This is a genomic window from Streptacidiphilus rugosus AM-16 (genome assembly GCF_000744655.1).
GTDB classification, from domain to species: Bacteria; Actinomycetota; Actinomycetes; order Streptomycetales; family Streptomycetaceae; genus Streptacidiphilus; species Streptacidiphilus rugosus.
This window is the reverse complement of sequence record NZ_JQMJ01000004.1, coordinates 3,316,250-3,331,187: the sequence shown is the minus strand read 5'-3', so window position 1 is coordinate 3,331,187 and position 14,938 is coordinate 3,316,250. Positions and strand designations below refer to the sequence as shown.

The 14,938-nt window shown below is 72.0% G+C and carries 12 protein-coding genes; 10 read left to right on the top strand and 2 right to left on the bottom strand.

Features of this window, described 5'->3' with window-relative positions:
* The first annotated feature begins 1 nt into the window (after position 1).
* The 10 genes from BS83_RS23925 (at position 2) to BS83_RS23880 (ending at position 13,452) form a co-directional block, all read left to right on the top strand.
* Positions 2-1,210, top strand: coding sequence for a protein kinase family protein (locus BS83_RS23925; protein WP_051943784.1), 1,209 nt, complete (start codon positions 2-4; stop codon positions 1,208-1,210).
* Positions 1,211-1,406: 196 nt separating this feature from the next.
* Positions 1,407-3,251, top strand: a complete 1,845-nt coding sequence (locus tag BS83_RS47765; protein WP_232248470.1) for a serine/threonine-protein kinase — start codon at positions 1,407-1,409, stop codon at positions 3,249-3,251.
* 70 nt (positions 3,252-3,321) lie between these two features.
* On the top strand, positions 3,322-4,725 hold the full coding sequence (locus BS83_RS23915) for a dihydrolipoyl dehydrogenase family protein (protein WP_037605637.1): 1,404 nt from the start codon (positions 3,322-3,324) through the stop codon (positions 4,723-4,725).
* 118 nt (positions 4,726-4,843) lie between these two features.
* A complete protein-coding gene (locus BS83_RS23910; protein WP_037605636.1) occupies positions 4,844-6,466 on the top strand; it encodes a succinic semialdehyde dehydrogenase in 1,623 nt (540 codons plus the stop codon).
* Between the two features lie 50 nt (positions 6,467-6,516).
* Positions 6,517-8,325 (top strand): GMC family oxidoreductase, encoded by a 1,809-nt coding sequence (locus BS83_RS23905; RefSeq protein WP_037605635.1) that lies wholly within the window; start codon positions 6,517-6,519, stop codon positions 8,323-8,325.
* 27 nt (positions 8,326-8,352) lie between these two features.
* The gene (locus BS83_RS23900) at positions 8,353-9,015 is read left to right on the top strand and encodes a TMEM175 family protein (RefSeq protein ID WP_051943783.1); all 663 of its coding nucleotides are present in this window, start codon (positions 8,353-8,355) and stop codon (positions 9,013-9,015) included.
* A 929-nt stretch (positions 9,016-9,944) separates the two neighbouring features.
* Positions 9,945-10,214 (top strand): chorismate mutase, encoded by a 270-nt coding sequence (locus BS83_RS23895; protein ID WP_037605633.1) that lies wholly within the window; start codon positions 9,945-9,947, stop codon positions 10,212-10,214.
* Between the two features lie 85 nt (positions 10,215-10,299).
* Positions 10,300-11,895: a glutamine-hydrolyzing GMP synthase gene (gene guaA / locus BS83_RS23890; RefSeq protein ID WP_037605632.1), complete on the top strand. Its 1,596-nt coding sequence runs from the start codon at positions 10,300-10,302 to the stop codon at positions 11,893-11,895.
* A gap of 164 nt (positions 11,896-12,059) precedes the next feature.
* Positions 12,060-12,857 carry a class II aldolase/adducin family protein gene (locus BS83_RS23885; RefSeq protein ID WP_198035289.1) on the top strand — a complete coding sequence of 266 codons (798 nt, stop codon included), beginning with the start codon at positions 12,060-12,062 and terminating at the stop codon, positions 12,855-12,857.
* Between the two features lie 103 nt (positions 12,858-12,960).
* Complete coding sequence (locus BS83_RS23880; RefSeq protein ID WP_037605631.1) at positions 12,961-13,452, top strand: DoxX family membrane protein; 492 nt, start codon at positions 12,961-12,963, stop codon at positions 13,450-13,452.
* Here BS83_RS23880 and BS83_RS23875 read toward each other — a convergent pair.
* Together BS83_RS23875 and BS83_RS23870 are read right to left on the bottom strand one after the other, a co-directional pair.
* Positions 13,401-13,628, bottom strand: a complete 228-nt coding sequence (locus tag BS83_RS23875) for a hypothetical protein (RefSeq protein WP_157597296.1) — start codon at positions 13,626-13,628, stop codon at positions 13,401-13,403. The two genes, BS83_RS23880 and BS83_RS23875, sit on opposite strands and share 52 nt — an antisense overlap.
* Positions 13,628-14,935 (bottom strand): PspC domain-containing protein, encoded by a 1,308-nt coding sequence (locus BS83_RS23870; protein WP_037605629.1) that lies wholly within the window; start codon positions 14,933-14,935, stop codon positions 13,628-13,630. The genes BS83_RS23875 and BS83_RS23870 overlap by 1 nt, the downstream gene beginning before the upstream one ends.
* Between the last annotated feature and the right edge of the window lie 3 nt (positions 14,936-14,938).

The window sequence follows — 14,938 nt, the reverse complement described above, 5'->3', positions numbered from 1 at the left end:
GATGGCGAGGGCGTCCGGTGGCCGACTCCTGGCCGATCGGTACCAGCTGACGGACCGTCGGCGCGGCGGCACGGCCGAGGCGCGGGATCTGCGCAGCGGCGCGCCGGTGCTGCTGGACGCGGTGCCGCTGCCCGAGCTGGTGACCCCCTTCGACCAGCTCGCCGACGAGCCGCCCCCGGCGAAGGGCGCCGACGCGGAGGCCGGGGGAGACGACGCGGCCGGGCTGGCGCTGTCCCACGCCGCCTTCGCGGCACAGGCGGTGGCCGACCACCCGCGGCTCAGCCAGGTCTTCCAGGTGTTCGCCGAGGACGGCTATCTGTGGGTCGCCGGCGAGTGGGTCGCCGGAGTTCCGCTGGCCCAGGTGCTGGAGGCCGGTCCTTTGACGCCCTATCGGGCCGCGGAGCTGGCCTACGACCTCAGCTCAGGACTCGGCGCGGTGCACCGGGCCGGTCTGGTGCACGGCAACCTGACGCCGGCGACGGTCACCGTCTGCGAGGACGGCACCGCGCTGGTCGGCGGGCTGGTCGTCTCGGCCGCGCAGGAGGCGCTCTGCGGCGGCCCCGGCACGGCCGAGTCGGGCGCGGGCGTGCCGACGGCGCTGTGGAGCCCGGCACGGGTGCGGGCCAGGGACGCGCGCGCGGTCATCGTCGGCGCGGTCCCCGAGCGCTGGGCGCCCGAGCAGCTGGGCATCGTCGGCGGCGTCGGCGTGCCGGTCGGCCCCGGCGCGGACGCCTGGGCGCTGGGCGTGCTGCTGTACCGGGTGGTCACCGGCGCGCCGCCGTTCCCTGAGCGGGATCCGGACCGGCTCTTCGACGCTGTGCGCACCGGCGCACGTCCCGACACCGCGCAGACCGGCCTGCTGCGCCCGCTGATCGACCGGCTGCTCGACCAGGATCCGGCGCGGCGCCCGACGTTGCCCCAGGTCAGGGCCGCACTACGGCAGTTGCTGCAACGTGCGCCGGAGCCGCTGGAGGAGCCGACGCCCTTCACCGTGCTCTCCACGCCGCTGTTGCCGAGCTCCGCGCGGCCGGCCGTGGCGCCGTTCACGGGCGCGCGACTGCCCGCGCAGCGGGAACCGTCGGAGGCCGCGGAGCGTCATCACCATGCCGCACCACGGCGGGGATCGGTCCTCCTGGGCCCGCTGCTGGTCGGTGCCATAATCCTGGGGGTCGTCGGCGCGATGGCGCTGATCGCCCTGTTCGAACACTGACCGCAGCCCGCGGTCGGGGTGGCGAGCACCTCCCACCGGTCGGGCGTCAGGGTGCCGGAGCGTCACATCCCGGTCTCGACGGCGACCGGTGCGGCGGAGTGTTCGAGGATCGGGATAGGGTGCGCGTGACCGCGGTCCCAGCCGCGGCCGGACACGGGACGACCTACGGCAGGACCCGCGGACAAGGGGGCAGACGGTGGGCACGGAGACGGGGCGGATGCTCGCGGGCAGATACCTGCTCGGCGCGCGCCTCGGACGAGGCGGCATGGGCACGGTCTGGCGGGCGACCGACCAGATGCTCGACCGGGAGGTCGCCGTCAAGGAGCTCTCCGTCGGGCACCTCGCCGAGGAGGACCTGCAGATCGTCCAGTCCCGGATGAAGCAGGAGGCCCGCGCCGCCGCGCGGATCAAGCACCCCAGCGTGATCACCATCCACGACGTCCTGGAGCAGGACGGCAAACCGTGGATCGTGATGGAGCTGATCGACGGCCGCTCGCTCTCCGAGCTGGTCGAGCAGGACGGCGTGCTCGACCCGCGTGAGGCCGCGCGGATCGGCGCGCAGGTGCTGGCCGCGCTGGACCGGGGCCACCAGGTGGGCGTGATCCACCGCGACGTGAAGCCCGCCAACGTGCTGCTGGAGCGCGGCACAGGGCGCGTCGTGCTGACCGACTTCGGCATCGCCACCTTCGTCGGCGACTCCGCGCTGACCCGCACCGGCGACCTGGTCGGTTCGCCCGACTACCTGGCGCCCGAGCGGGTGCACGGCGGGCGTCCCGGCCCCGAGTCGGACCTGTGGGCGCTCGGCGCGACCCTCTACGCGGCCGTCGAGGGACAGTCGCCGTTCCGCCGCGAATCCCCCCTCACGACGCTGGCGGCGGTCGTCACCGACCCGCTGCCCGAGCCGCGCAACGCCGGGCCCCTGGCGCCGGTGCTACGCGCGCTGATGGCCAAGGAGCCGCAGGAGCGGCCCCCGGCGGCGGACGTGGTCCGGATGCTGGAGCATGTCGCCGGCGGCCACACCACCAACATGACCCTTGGCCCCACCCCGCTGCGCACACCCACGCAGTCCGTCCCCGCCGTGGACCGGCAGGACGACGGCGGATACACCCCGACCGCGCTGGGCACGGCCGTGACGGGTCCGGAGACCGGCGAGCGCTCGGGCGGCGTGCCGACCGGCCCGACGGCCCGCGTCCCCGCGCAGGGCGGTTTCGTCCCCGCCGCCGCGTCCGGCTCGCCGCGCGTGATCAGCGGCCCCTTGTACGCCGAGCCCGCGCCGACGCGGGTCACCGGCCCGACGGGGGCGGGCCGGTCGCAGCAGTCCCCGCAGCAGTCGCCGACGTACGAGGTGGACGCGGTCTCGTACCAGGCCGGCGGCAACGGGCGGCAGCCGATGCGGCGGCGCCGCAGGGTCTGGCCGTGGCTGCTGATCGCCGGTCTGATCGCCGCGGCGGCGGGCGCGGGCGCCACCTACTGGTACAACCGCCACCCCCACGCGATGCTCGGCCAGGGGAACCCCTCGCCGAGCGACAGCAGTTCGAAGGGGTCGGACCAGCCCTCGGGGCAGTCCTCCCCGGGAGCTCTGCCGGCCGGCTACCACTGGGAGCACGACCCGTATCTCGGCTTCTCCTTCGCACTGCCCGACGGCGGCTGGACCAGGGACGGCAGCAAGGGCGCCGGCTCGATCACCTACAGCCCGGACAGCAACGTGCACTTCATCCGGTTCGGGGTCACCCGGGGCGCGGTGAAGACGCCGTACGAGACCGAGGAGGCGCTCCGGGCCGAGGTCGCCGCCAAGGACTCGAGCTACAAGGTGCTCGGCCACGGCAAGAACACCTACAAGGGCACCCAGGGCGCCCAGTGGGAGTTCACCTACAACGACAAGAACGGCCAGCTGCGGCACGAGATCGAGCAGTTCTACCAGGCGCCCGACGGCACCGAGTACGACTTCCTGGTCTCGTACCCGGAGCAGGACTGGACCACCACCGGCTATGCGCGCTTCCAGGAGCTGATGCTGTCGTTCACCGTGCCCGGCGGGCAGTAGACCGGTACCGTGGTGTGAACCGAGCCGTTCCCGAGTTACTCCGGTTCGCCGATTCACCGGGAGGCACGCCATGCCCGCTGCGGTGCGAGAGACCCCGGACGCGGTCGTCATCGGCATGGGCCCCGGGGGTGAGGACGTCGCGGGTCGCCTGGCCGACGCCGGGCTGGACGTGGTCGGCATCGACGAGCGGCTGGTGGGCGGGGAGTGCCCGTACTGGGGCTGCATCCCTTCGAAGATCATGGTCCGCTCGGCCAACCTGGTCGGCGAGGCCCACCGGATCCCGGGCATGGCGGGCATCTCCCGGGTGCACGCGGAGTTCCGGCCGGTCGCCCGGCGTGTCCGCGAGGCCACCGACTCCTGGGACGACAAGGTCGCCGTCGACCGCTTCACCGGACGCGGCGGGAGCTTCCTGCGCGGGACGGCGCGGCTGACCGCCCCCGGCGAGGTGACCGTGCTGGGCACGGACGGGCGGGAGACGGTGCTGAGGCCGCGTCAGGCCATCGTCATCGCGAGCGGATCGGAGCCCCTAATCGCGTCGGTGCCGGGGCTGGCGTCGACGCCGTACTGGACCAACAGGGAGCTGATCGAGGCGGAGGAGCTCCCCGAGTCGCTGCTGATCCTGGGCGGCGGGGCGATCGGCCTCGAACTCGGCCAGGCCTGGCAGCGACTGGGCTGCGACGTCACGGTGATCGAGGCGGGACCGCGGCTGCTGGGCCGGGAGGAGCCGGAGTCGAGCGACCTGGTGACCAGGGTGCTGACCACGGACGGGGTCTCCGTGCACACCGGCACCGACATCGTCGGGGTCGACCACGTCGACGGCCGCTTCCAGGTGCGCTGCCGCCGGGGCGAACGTCTGACCGGGGAGCGGCTGCTGGTGGCGACGGGCCGCAAGGTCGCCCTGGACCGCATCGGCGGCGGGGTGCTAGGCGTCCCCGCGGACGCGCGGGCGCTGCCGGTGGACGAGCGGCTGCGGGTGGTCGGCACGGCGGGCGTCTGGCCGGTCGGCGTCTGGGCGATCGGCGACGTCACCGGCAAGGGTGCGTTCACGCACATGGCGATGTACCAGGCGGACGTCGCCGTCCGCGCCATCCTCGGTCAGGGCGGCGCGACGGCGCGCTACCACGCGGTGCCCAGGGTCACCTTCACCGATCCGGAGATCGGCGCGGTCGGCCTCACCGAGTCCCAGGCGCGCGCGGAGGGCCTGGCCGACGTCCGGGTCGCGACCACCGACCTGGCCGCGAGCAGCCGCGGCTACGTCCACGGGGCCAACGGCAACGCGGGCTTCATCAAGCTCGTCGCCTCCGGCGACACCCTCGTCGGCGCGACCTCCGCGGGCCCCTCCGGCGGCGAGGTGCTCGGGCTGCTGGCGCTGGCGGTGTCCGCCAGGGTTCCGGTCAGCGAACTGGCCGCGACGATCTGGGCCTACCCGACCTTCCACCGCGCGGTGGGCACGGCGGTCGCGGCGTTGGGCTGACCCCTCGTCCGCGCTGCCGTCCGTCCTGAACCAAGGACGTCCTCGATATATCGGGTACCGACATATTTATGGTTACCCATGGGTATCGCAACGGGCCGAAAGCGCCTACGCTGCGGGCATGACTGACATCAGCACCGGCAGCAGCACTGCCGTCGCAGGCAATCCCGTGGCCACCCCGGGGGCGCGGAGCGCCGCCGACGCCGTGTCGCCGCAGTTGGTCGCGCGTCTGGTCGGCGCGGTCGTCACCGGCTCCGAGCCCACGATCGCCACCAGCCGCTGCCCGTTCACGGGCGACGTGCTCGCCGAGATCCCCGAGTCCTCACCCGCCGACGTGGCCACCGCCTTCGTGCGGGCCCGCGCCGCGCAGCGGGACTGGGCCATGCGGCCGGTGCGCGAGCGCGCCGCCGTGCTGCTGCGCTTCCACGACCTGGTGCTCAAGCACAAGGACGAGCTGCTCGACCTGGTCCAGGCCGAGACCGGTAAGACCCGCGCGCACGCCTTCGAGGAGGTGCTCGCCTCCGCGATCGAGGCGCGCCACTACGGCCGCGCCGGAGCCAGGTACCTGAAGGCGCGGCGGCGCGGCGGGGTGTTCCCGGTGCTGACCCAGGTGCTCGAACTGCGGCAGCCCAAGGGCGTGATCGGGCAGATCTCGCCGTGGAACTACCCGCTGGCGCTCTTCACCGGTGACGCCGTCCCCGCCTTCGTCGCGGGCAACGCCGTCGTCACCAAGCCGGACACCCAGACCGCGCTCACCGCGCTGCGGGCCCGCGAGCTGATGATCGAGGCCGGTCTCCCCGCCGAGGTCTGGCAGATCGTGATCGGCGACGGCCCGGTCGTCGGCCCCGAGGTCGTGGCCCACGCGGACTACGTCTCCTTCACCGGCTCCACCCGCACCGGCCGCGACGTCGCGACCCGCGCCGCCGCGCGCCTGATCGGCGCGTCCATGGAGCTGGGCGGCAAGAACGCGATGCTGGTGCTGGCCGACGCCGACCTGGACAAGGCCGCCGAGGGCGCGGTGCGCGCCTGCTTCTCCTCCGCCGGTCAGCTCTGCATCTCGATCGAGCGGATGTACGTCGCCTCGTCGATCGCGGACGCCTTCCTGGAGAAGTTCGTCGCCCGGACGCAGGCGCTGAAGCTCGGCAACAGCCTCTCCTGGGGCGCGGACATGGGCTCCCTGGTCTCGCAGCGCCAGATGGACACCGTCACCCGGCACGTCGAGGACGCGGTCAAGAACGGCGCCACCGTCCTGGCCGGCGGCCGGCCGCGCCCGGACGTGGGTCCGCTCTTCTTCGAGCCGACCATCCTCGACGGCGTCGGCAGCGAGAGCGCCGTCTGCAACGAGGAGACCTTCGGGCCCGTCGTCTCGATCTACCGCTTCGACGACGAGGACGACGCGATCAACCGGGCCAACGGCACCGCCTATGGGCTCAACTCCAGTGTCTGGAGCAAGAACCTGCGGCACGCGAAGGCCGTCGCGGCGCGGCTGCACACCGGCACCGTCAACGTGAACGAGGGCTACGCGCCCGCCTACGCGAGCGTCGCCGCGCCGATGGGCGGCATGGGTGACTCCGGCATCGGCCGCCGCCACGGCGCGGAGGGTATCTGGAAGTACACCGAGGTGCAGACGGTCGCCGTGCAGCGGCTGATCCAGATGACGCCCTCCTTCGGGATGGACGACGAGGGCTACGCCAAGCTCATGGGCAAGTCGCTCGGCATGCTCAAGGCACTGCGGTTCAAGTAAGTCACCCACCACCCACATCTGTCTGCTGAAGCTGAAGGCGGGGCGCGTCGATGAGTTCTGAGGTGCAGGAGCGGCCGGTCGCGGAGACCGGGTACGACTACGACGTGGTCGTCGTCGGCTCGGGGTTCGGCGGGTCGGTGTCGGCGCTGCGGCTGACCGAGAAGGGCTACAAGGTCGCCGTGCTCGAGGCCGGTCGCCGGTTCACGCCGGAGACGCTGCCCAAGACCTCCTGGGACACCAAGAACTACATCTGGGCCCCCGCCCTCGGTCTCTACGGCATCCAGCGCTTCCACGTCCTCGACGACGTGATGGTGCTGGGCGGCGCGGGCGTCGGCGGCGGTTCGCTGAACTACGCCAACACCCTCTACGTCCCGCCGAAGGCCTTCTTCCAGGACAACCAGTGGAAGGACATCACCGACTGGTCGGAGGAGCTCGCGCCCTACTACGACCAGGCGCAGCGCATGCTCGGCGTCCGCACCAACCCGACGGTCACCCCGTCGGACGTGCACCTGAAGAACGCCGCCGAGAAGCTCGGCTACGGCGACACCTTCCACATGGCGCCGGTCGGCGTCTTCTTCGGCGACGGCCAGGACTGCGGCGGGGCGGGCGCGAAGACGCGCCCCGGCGAGGAGGTCGAGGACCCGTACTTCGGAGGCGCCGGGCCGCGCCGCAAGGCCTGCACCGAGTGCGGCGAGTGCATGACCGGCTGCCGCCACGGCGCCAAGAACACGCTGACGCAGAACTACCTCTACCTCGCCGAGAAGGCGGGCGCGGAGATCGTCCCGATGACCACGGTCACCACGATCAGGGTCGACGGCGAGGGCTACGCGGTCGACGTGCGGCGGACCGACTCGCGCTCCAAGAACCCCGCCAAGAACGGCTTCCGGACCATCCGCGCGCAGCGGGTCGTGGTCGCCGCCGGCACCTACGGCACCCAGAAGCTGCTGCACCGGCTCCGCGACGAGGGTGTGCTGCCGAAGATCTCGGACAGGCTCGGCGCGCTGACCCGGACCAACTCCGAGGCCCTGGTCGGCGCGATGACCTCGGACAAGCGCTACGGACAGCGGGTCGACTTCACCAAGGGCGTGGCCATCACCTCGTCGGTCCACCCGGACGAGCACACCCACATCGAGCCGGTCCGCTACGGCAAGGGCTCGAACGCGATGAGCCTGATGACCACCATCCAGGTGCCGGGAGAGGGACGCGCCCCGCGGCTGCTGCGCGCGCTCGGGCTCTCGCTCAAGCGGCCCGACCTGGTGGCGCGGGCGATGAACAAGCGCCGCTGGTCCGAGCGGACCATCATCGGCCTGGTGATGCAGTCGCTGGACAACTCGATCAACGTCTCGCGGCGGAAGAGCGGGCCGCTGAAGGGCCAGTTGAGCTCGCGTCAGGGACACGGCGCACCGAACCCGAAGTTCATCCCGGCCGCCGAGCAGGCCGCCGCCGCGATCGCGACGGAGATCGGCGGTTTCCCCGGCACCAACCTCGGCGACCTGATGGGCCGCACCCTCACCGCCCACTTCCTCGGCGGCTGCGCCATCGGCGACTCGCCGGAGCGCGGCGTCGTCGACCCCTACCAGCGGCTCTACGGCTACCCGGGCATCACCGTGGCCGACGGCTCGACGGTCTCGGCCAACCTGGGGGTCAACCCGTCCCTGACCATCACCGCGCAGACGGAGCGGGCGATGTCCTTCTGGCCGAACAAGGGCGAGGCGGACCAGCGCCCCTCGCAGGACGAGCCGTACCGCCGCGTCCAGGCGGTCGTTCCGGTCCGGCCGGTCGTTCCCGAGGAGGCCTTCGGGGCGCTGCGGCTCCCGCTGCTGGCGGTGCCTCAGGTTCCGCCGCGCAAGGGGGAGTAGGCCCCGGGGTCGGGTACGTTGTCGCTCGTGGACAACACGGGGAGAAGTGAGTCGGGGCGGGTCGAGGCGTTCAGCGACGGGATCTTCGCGATCGCGATCACGCTGCTGGTCCTGCAGTTGGCGGTGCACGATCCGGGCGTGACCACGGCGAAGGAGGCCTGGGGCCAGCTGGGTCAGATCTGGACCGCCTACGACGCCTATGTCGTCAGCTTCCTGGTCATCGGGATCATGTGGCTGAACCACCACACCGTCTTCGGTTACGTCGCCCGGGTCGACCGAGGGCTGCTGGTGCTCAACCTGTTGCTGTTGCTGGTGGTCGCCGCGTTGCCGTTCCCGACCGCGCTGGTCTCCGACTGGTTGAAGATCCCGGGACCGGACAAGGTCGCCGTCGCCGTCTTCAGCGGCTTCATGGTGCTGCACGCCTTCACGTTCCAGGCCCTGTGGTGGTGGCTCACCCGGACCGGTCACCTCTTCGACTCGCGGGTGGACGTGGTCGCCGCGCGAGCGCTGCGGTGGCGCTTCGCGGCCGGGACGGTGGTCTATCCCGTGCTGGTCGGCCTGTCCTTCGTCTCGCCCGTGGTGACGCTCGGGCTGCACGGGGCGATGGCGCTCTACTACGCCTTCAACCAGCTGCCGATCCCGCTCAACCCCAACGCCGACCCGGACGACGAGTCCGTCGTCTCCGCCTGAGGCGGCCGAGGCAGCGGCAAGGGGCCCCGCGGGGGAAGACGGGGCCCCTTGCTGGCAGCACGCGGCGTCAGGGCTGCGCCGGTGCTGTGGCAACGGCACCGGGGGAGGGGTGCCGTCGGTCATTTGGCTTCTGCTCTGCCTGAGGACGGGGGCGCGCGCGTTCGGTGTGCGCCTGCTGCGTTGCACGAGCGGCCAAGGGACTACGGAACGTCACCGAATACTGCTCGTGGTCGCCCGCTCTCGGCAGCAGGGACCGGCCTGCCGCCGGGCGTCCCTGGTGCGTCTGCTCCACCCCCTCACCAGCATCGTGGGGGATATGGACCGTTCGGCGCAACCAGTTCGACATACTTCGGCACACTCGATTTTGGTCACGCTCCGCAAGGATTCCGCTTGGTAGCGCGGGGCGCAGTGTGCGCCGGGTGGCGCAAAGCCACCCCCGGGGTGTGACGGGACGGGATCGGGGGTGGTCGGCGTCGGGCGTCCCCGTCGCCGACCACCCCTTCTCCACAGTCGCAACCGGGCCGCTGTCCCCTGCTGTCCGGTCACAGCGTGGCCGCGAGGTCCCACGACGCACGCCACGGCGTACGCCTCATCGCGCCCACGGACTGGGTGTCACTCCCACGCGTGGTCCTGCCTGCCGCACGATCGCCCCCGGAAGGAGGCTGGAGCCCGTCCTTGGCGGGGACGCTGCACCCCGTGCGGTCATCGGGCACAACGATTCTTCCGGCGACGGGTCACGCGCTACGATGTCCGCATGTTCCAGATGGCCTACTTCTTTACCTATGGCACCGGAGGCTCCGGTCGCCATGGTGATGCCGTCTGAACCGACGCAGACCCTGAGAGCGCCCCGGGCCGATGGCCCAGGGGCGCTTTTTCGTTCCCCGGGGCCGTCGGCGGCGAGGCCCGACCGAACCCTGGAGGACACGGACATGAGTGACACCATGACGAAGGAAGCCGCCGAGACCGTCATCGCCGAGGCGCGTGGCCGGATCGACGGGCTGGACGGCGAGATCCTGGACCTGCTGCGGCGCCGGATCGCCGTCTCCGCGGAAGTGCAGACCGCGCGGATCGCGGCCGGCGGTCCGCGGCTCTCGCTGACCAGGGAGATGGAGATCCTCGACCGCTACCGCACCGCGCTGGGCCGCCCCGGCACGGAGATCGCGATGCTGATGCTGGAGCTCTGCCGCGGCCGCGTCTGAGCCGTGCGGTGCGTGGGTCGGGGTGGGTGGGTCGACCAGTAGAATGACGGTTGACCCCCCATAGCAACCGCCGGAAGGCCGCCCTGTGGCAACAGCGACCCCCGACCCCGCGGACACCGCCGTCGACACCGTTCTGGTCGTCGACTTCGGCGCGCAGTACGCCCAGCTCATCGCACGGCGAGTCCGTGAGGCCCGCGTCTACAGCGAGATCGTGCCCCACAGCATGCCGGTCTCCGAGATGCTCGCCAAGAACCCCAAGGCGATCATCCTCTCCGGCGGGCCGTCCTCGGTCTACGAGCCGGGTGCCCCCACCGTCGACAAGGCCCTGTTCGAGGCCGGCGTCCCGGTTTTCGGCATGTGCTACGGCTTCCAGCTGATGGCCACGACCCTCGGCGGCGTGGTCGACAACAGCGGCGCCCGCGAGTACGGCCGCACGCCGCTGGCCGTCAGCCAGACCGGCTCCACCCTGTTCGAGGGCACGCCCGCCGAGCAGCCCGTGTGGATGTCGCACGGCGACGCCTGCTCGGCCGCGCCCGAGGGCTTCACCGTGACGGCCTCCACCGAGGTCGTCCCGGTCGCCGCCTTCGAGAACGACGCCAAGCGCCTGTACGGCGTGCAGTACCACCCCGAGGTCATGCACTCCACGCACGGCCAGCAGGTGCTCGAGCACTTCCTCTACCGCGGCGCGGGCCTGGCCCCGACGTGGACCACGACCAACGTCGTCGAGGAGCAGGTCGCCGCGATCCGCGCCCAGGTGGGCACCAAGCGGGCGATCTGCGGCCTCTCCGGCGGCGTGGACTCCGCCGTCGCCGCCGCGCTCGTGCAGCGTGCCATCGGCGACCAGCTGACCTGCGTCTACGTCGACCACGGCCTGATGCGCAAGGGCGAGACCGAGCAGGTCGAGAAGGACTTCGTCGCGGCGACCGGCGTCAAGCTCAAGGTCGTCGACGCGGAGGAGCGCTTCCTCACCGCGCTGGCCGGGGTCACCGACCCCGAGGAGAAGCGCAAGATCATCGGGCGTGAGTTCATCCGCGTCTTCGAGCAGGCCCAGGTGGAGATCATCGCCGAGGCGGGCGCGGCCGGCGAGCCGGTCGAGTTCCTGGTCCAGGGCACGCTCTACCCCGACGTGGTCGAGTCCGGCGGCGGCGCCGGCACCGCGAACATCAAGTCGCACCACAACGTCGGCGGGCTCCCGGAGGACCTGGAGTTCCAGCTGATCGAGCCGCTGCGCAAGCTGTTCAAGGACGAGGTCCGGATGGTCGGCCAGGAGCTGGGTCTGCCGGAGGAGATCGTCCAGCGCCAGCCGTTCCCGGGCCCGGGTCTGGGCATCCGCATCGTCGGTGAGGTCACCAAGGACCGCCTCGACCTGCTGCGCGAGGCCGACGCGATCGCCCGCGCGGAGCTCACGGCCGCGGGCCTGGACCGGCAGATCTGGCAGTGCCCGGTCGTGCTGCTGGCCGATGTCCGCTCCGTCGGCGTCCAGGGCGACGGCCGCACCTACGGTCACCCGATCGTGCTGCGCCCGGTCTCCTCCGAGGACGCGATGACGGCGGACTGGTCCCGCCTGCCGTACGAGGTCCTGGAGAAGATCTCCACCCGCATCACCAACGAGGTCCGCGACGTCAACCGCGTCGTCGTCGACGTGACGAGCAAGCCGCCGGGCACGATCGAGTGGGAGTGACCCTCGGCAGCTGCTGAGGTCGCACCGCAAGGGGCGCGGGGAACTGCGCGACAAGCCACCGACGTGGCGGGTCGCTCAGCGGGCAGGCCATCCGGACGGGGTGGTTGCTCGCGCAGTTCCCCGCGCCCCTGGCGGTTCGCGCTACTGCGCGGTAGCTTCCGACCATGACGAACCCCCCGCCGCAGCCCGTGCCCATGGACCAGCTCCACTTCGCCCTGCCGGAGAAGTTCGACACCGTCGAGGCCGAGCGGGCACACCGGAAGGCGCGGCTCGTCACCGCGCTGCGCCTCTTCGGGAAGTTCGGCTTCGAGGAGGGCGTCGCCGGCCACATCACCGCGCGCGACCCGGAATGGACCGACCACTTCTGGGTCAACCCCTTCGGGATGTCCTTCAAGCAGATCAAGGTCAGCGACCTGCTGCTGGTCAACCACGAGGGCCAGGTCGTGCACGGCCGGCACCACGTGAACCAGGCCGCCTTCGCCATCCACTCCGAGGTGCACGCCGCCCGCCCCGACGTCGTCGCCGCCGCGCACAGCCACTCCACCTACGGTCGGGCCTTCTCCGCGCTGGGCCAGCTGCTGGACCCGATCACCCAGGACGTCTGCGCCTTCTACCAGTCGCACGCGCTCTTCGACGACTACACCGGCGTCGTGCTGGACCGTGAGGAGGGGCGCAGGATCGGCGCCGCCCTCGGGCCGCACAAGGCCGTCGTGCTGCGCAACCACGGGCTGCTCACCGTCGGCGACTCCGTCGACGCCGCGGCGTGGTGGTTCACCACGATGGAGCGCTCCTGCCAGGTGCAGTTGCTCGCCCAGGCCGCAGGAAAGATCGTTCCCATCGACCACGAGAGCGCCGTGCTCACCCGCGACCAGCTCGGCAACGACCTCGTCGCCTGGATCAACTACCAGCCGCTCGTCGCCGGTCACTCCGACGCGCTGGTCGGCGCGTACGACGAGGACTGACGACCCCGGCTGACAATCTTGGCTGAACCTGGTGCGGTCGGCCCGCGTAGTAACGACCATGAACAGGGACACGCTGAGCAAGAGAACGCCGGGAGCAGCAGCCATGGGTGGAACGCCTTCGCGAAAGCGCCTGAAGGAACTCGGCACCACCTATGCGCTGTTGCCGCTCAGGGTCTTCCTCGGGGTGACGTTCGTCTACGCGTCGCTCTACAAGCTGACCGACCCGCACTATCTCGGCGGCCTCTCCGACCCGCTCTCCTTCGCCTCGATGACGCAGGGCGTCAAGGCGGCGAGCCCCATCGGCCCGCTGCTGGACCTGGCTCTCAAGGCGCCGACCGCCTTCGCGGTGGCCTTCGCGATCGGCGAACTCGCCGTCGGCCTCGGCACGCTCTTCGGGCTGCTCGGCCGGGTCGCCGCCGTGGGCGGGGCGCTGTTGAACCTGAGCCTCTTCCTCACGGTCAGCTGGCAGACCTACCCGTACTTCCTGGGCAACGACCTGATCTACCTGATGGCCTGGCTGCCGCTGATCCTGGCCGGAACGCCCTATCTCTCCCTCGACTCGTGGCTGGCGTCCCGCCGGGGCGAGCGGTTGTAGACGGCGGCGAGCAGCCAGGCGAGGCCCAGGGCGATCAGCTCCAGCGGCACCAGCACCCTCCAGGCGACCGTCAGCACGCCGTTCGCCTGGAGCAGGTAGAGCACGGCGACGACGACGAAGACCAGGCCGCTCAGGATCGGGAAGAGCCGCACCCGACGGACTCCGCGCTGGGGCATCACCGGACCACCTCCACCTGTCCGGCGCCCACCTGGAGCTTGACGTCCACCGTGCCGTGCGCCGCGGCGGCACCGGGATTGAGGTCGATCGTGCGGGAGCGGCCCAGGCCCGAGCTGGAGGAGCCGTCGGGGAGCCTGACCTCACCGGCGCCCACCTGCGTGTCGATCTTTATCTCCGGGCTGTCCGGCCCGGAGGGCAGCAGCACCTCGAGGCGGCCCGCACCGAGCTGGACGTCGGTGCTGACGCCCTGGCCGGGGAGGGGCAGCACCTTGGTGAGGTCGAGCGTGGCGTCGCCGGCCCGCAGCGAGTAGTGCGTCTGCAGCTGCGCGGCGGAGGCCGGCGCCCAGGTGTGGTCGCTCCAGTGCTGCCAGGGGGAGGCGCCGACCACCGTCGTGGCGCCCGACAGGAGCACGGCGACCAGGGCCAGCCCGGCGGCCCGGCGGCGCAGCAGGCCGCTGAGGAGCAGACCCAGGCCGACGACGACCAGCGCCGAGGCGAGCACGGCCAGCGTGTTGACGTGGTCGTCGTGGCGGTGGCCGAGGACCAGGACCGCGGCGGCGGTGGCACCGGCGAGCAGCAGCGTCAGCAGCCCCCAGGGACCGCGGACCGGGCGCGGGCCCTCGGGCTGTGCGGGCCCCCTGCCCGGCGGCTTGACCGGGGGCACCGGGGCGGAGGCCCAGGCCGGTGGCGTGTCCAGCGGTTCTTCGAGGCCGCCGAGCGGGCCCGTCCCGCCGGGGACCGAGTGGGTCGGGGTCGGCGGCGCCGAGGTCTTGAGCAGCGGATCCGGCCGCTGCCACCAGTTCGGCGCGGTCGGCGGCGGCTCGGGTGCGACCGCGGGCTCGGGCTCGCGCGGAGGCAGTTGGTGGCGCTTGGGGTCGTAGCGGAGCGCGGCGAAGGCCAGCGCCGCGATCAGCAGCAGCGGGAAGATGTGGCCCTTGGCGCCCATGTAGGAGAAGAAGATGCCCGTGCCGAGCACGGTGACCAGCACCGCTCCGAGGGACTGGCCGTCCACGCGGCCGGACATCAGCCGCTGCAGTTCGTTCTTCCCCGTGCCCTCCATCGGGATCATCAGCCAGGCGACGCCGTAGATGAAGAGCCCGACGCCGCCCCAGAGGCAGAGCACGGCGATGACCACGCGGAAGACCAGCGGATCGATGTCGAGCCTGCGGCCGAGACCGCCGCAGACGCCGGTGACCACCCGATGACTCTCGCTGCGCTCCAGCGGCGGGCGTGAGCCCTCCGGCCCGCCGCCGTCGTGGGCGGAGGCGCCGTCCGAGAAGGGGGGCGTGCCGGGTGTGACATCCATACC